Below are 2,938 nucleotides of genomic sequence, written 5' to 3'. Positions count from 1 at the left end.
TCAATCAGATTTCTCCGGGCGCTGGTCATGGGCTCTCCTGTCAGGAATAAAATCAGTACAGAAGAAAAGTAGATTAGTTGTTCGAAGAGTCAAATTTATGGATGTCTCTATTTGTGATTATGGATGTCTCTATTTGTGTCTCTATTTGTGATTTCTATTTGTGATTTGTGTTTGTGATTATGGATCTCTCTATTTGTGATTATGGTTAATCTCTACCGGGTGGGAGTCGAACCCACTGGATTTCAACGAATGATTTCAGTTCATAGAACCTCCCACATTCTCAGGCTTAGCCTGTCGCAAAAAAGACCTGACCCTAAAATTCTGATTTTCTTATTTGGGTAAACTACTGTTATGCGTAAGAGTAATATTTAAAATGACACTATTTAAAGGCGTTCCAAAAGATCCAACCTGTGCAAATATAAAATGGATGAAAAGTAATCGTGCTCCATTTTATCAGCATGGCTACAAGCTAGCGGCAGATAAGCTATGTAGTGATTTTGAATTGTTACATGTTTCAGAGAATGACTCTCTTATATTCCCTATTATTTTTCTTCATCGCCATTATATTGAACTACCTACAAAAGATATTATTTATAAATTGCGCCACCTTTTATCCATAAATGAAATAAACTGGGACACCCATAAAACCAGGGCGAAAGCCTAAGTAAAACGTTGGTTCAATCTATACGAATAGAAATTTATGGATGTCCTGTTCCTTACTCGTTACATCCATTGCCATACGTGGCTTACAGCCTGTAAATAGTGATTTCATTTTTTTCACTCACTGGGTGCATTTTTGAACAACCCCAAAAAAGCATTTTTTATGGGAAGATAATCATCAAGCCAATGCGCCATAAAGGTTGCTGAATTTTCCAATATCTTGGGATTAATTAAGAAGTCACGGATTCAGGTCTATGTAATGGCTAGAAAACCTAAAAGCCAACCACCAACAGGATAATGATTAATAACACCAGTCCTTCTATGCCCTCTGTGCACCTTTGGTGTCGTCGATGAACAATGGTTTTGGCGGGTCACAGAACAGATTCAGTCACCGGGCTATCAGCCTTCCTGATTTTCACGGATGTGGATGTATGCGGTTTATTTCGTACACAGATCAATGAATTAGTAAGGTTAATGTACGATTTTTCCCTTTCTATGGCGTGACCCCTATTATGAAATCAGCAGCGACTCCGATTCAGGGTTGCTGTAGGCAGCGGCTGTGAACTTATTCACTAATTATTAGTCTAAGCATCGTAAGTATGAACTTAGCTAAGAGTTTTATTATGTTAGGAAATCCTGTAAGAGGTATTACGTTTTGCTCCCCATCGTCAACTGAGGCCTATCGGGTTCAGTGTTCATTCTGCGACGAAGAAAGCTATGCAACACCGATAAGAATAAAGCCGGAAGGCATGGCTGAATGGCGATCACATACTTGTGATATATGGTGCAACGGTTTCAATTGCATGAAGATTTATGTTGATACTGGTGGAAGCGAGTTTTATGTAGCTAACAACAAGCATCTTATGTGCTACACATGCAAGAAACTAGATGGAAGTCAAACTTATCAATTACGGCCTTTTGATAAACTCCCAAGGAATGCTGAAATCTATTCAAACCCCAGTCATTTTGTAACAACAAAAACCACGGAATGGTATAAAACAAACTTTCCGTCAAGGTTTGAAACCAAAAAATAATCAATTATCACTAACCTTGAAAAAGTAATACACGCCACGCTTCAGTCAGGACACCCTCTTCCGGATCCAGCTGTGCCAGCAGGTCGTCATAGATACCAATGGCCAGAGGTTTCGGTGGATCACAAAACAGGTCCGGCCAGCGACTGATTAACCTTTCCAGCTTTTTCCGGTTGGCCTTCTGGCTCTTGGTGGGCTTTTTCTTCCCCGGCTTTTCTTTGGCCGGCTCTGCTTTCTGCTCAACAGGTTTGGCCTTTTCAGCCTTCACAGCAGCGGGTTTTGACTTTTCCGGTTCCGGTTTACCCTGGGCAGTGATCGACTCAGCCTTTCCACCCTGCACCACAAAGGTTTTCTTCTTGCGCCGCACAACGACAGGCACGGTTTCATCTGGCATAACTGGTTTACTCAATCTCAACAGGTTCAGTGATGTTAAAGAGACACTGGCCATGAGAAAAGACTTTCCCTTTCCTCTGGCCAGTATCACCTCCATTGCAGCAACCTCAGCTGCTCAATAACACGTTTAAGAATATCCTTGCTGCCTGCCGGCGGTAATACGTCAATCTCACCACCGGCCAGAAGAAACGCCTTCACCTTCCTGTCCAGTGCTTCCCGTTGTTCATCCTTTGAAACCAGAACCAGCGGATCCTGGTACCTGGCAAAATAAATACTCTTTCCCACGATGACACCTCATAACAGCCCAGAAGAACGAATTAGGTTGCCCTATTGAAGAAAAAGACAACCACCTGAGGAGTTCTTATGTTTATGTCAAAACGTTTAATCAAGCTTGCTATTGAAATTGCGCCAACTCTCATCCTTTTCATTTCTTGTAATGAATGCCAGTTGTTAGCTGAAGTTCTAATTCCTTTGCTTGCTTTTTACCTGGATGTCTAGCGCTGCTAGAAAATTTCCCTTCGATACTGGCTCAACAGGGCAGCCTTCTGTGCCCCCTGTGTACCTTTGCGCTTTGCTTAAACGGTCTTATAGAACCATCGTAAGATTTATTGATCTGACAAAATCTGGGAATAGGCACGGAAGAAGCAGCATTTTAGTCTGCCTGATAGGCTCAACAGGGCAAGGGCTATTGAACCAGTTACGAAAACCCTGCGTATCAATAAAACTTAGCTCAATGAAGTATTGATTTATCATTGAGCCATGCAATATCATGGAGCCAACTCAAATGAGCCAAGTAAGGCAACTATTCAACAGGGGAAATTCCGTGGCCACAGTCGCGTATTACAGGGTCAGTA

General features: G+C 41.9%; 3 protein-coding genes. 1 reads left to right on the top strand and 2 read right to left on the bottom strand.

Going from position 1 to position 2,938, the window contains the following annotated elements:
* Window positions 1–373 precede the first annotated feature (373 nt).
* On the top strand, window positions 374–664 hold the full coding sequence (locus tag RM811_RS02045) for a hypothetical protein (protein WP_402520276.1): 291 nt from the start codon (window positions 374–376) through the stop codon (window positions 662–664).
* A gap of 1,040 nt (window positions 665–1,704) precedes the next feature.
* On the opposite strand, the gene RM811_RS02040 is transcribed toward RM811_RS02045, so the two are convergent.
* Both RM811_RS02040 and RM811_RS02035 read right to left on the bottom strand, forming a co-directional pair.
* On the bottom strand, window positions 1,705–2,181 hold the full coding sequence (locus RM811_RS02040) for a hypothetical protein (protein WP_402520274.1): 477 nt from the start codon (window positions 2,179–2,181) through the stop codon (window positions 1,705–1,707).
* The gene (locus RM811_RS02035; protein ID WP_402520273.1) at window positions 2,172–2,369 is read right to left on the bottom strand and encodes a hypothetical protein; all 198 of its coding nucleotides are present in this window, start codon (window positions 2,367–2,369) and stop codon (window positions 2,172–2,174) included. Before RM811_RS02035 ends, RM811_RS02040 begins: the two co-directional genes overlap by 10 nt.
* Window positions 2,370–2,938: the final 569 nt, after the last annotated feature.

The organism is Endozoicomonas sp., from assembly GCF_031844845.1.
Lineage (GTDB): Bacteria > Pseudomonadota > Gammaproteobacteria > Pseudomonadales > Endozoicomonadaceae > Endozoicomonas.
Note: the sequence above shows the minus strand (reverse complement) of the source record. Positions and strands in the feature narration are given on the sequence as shown.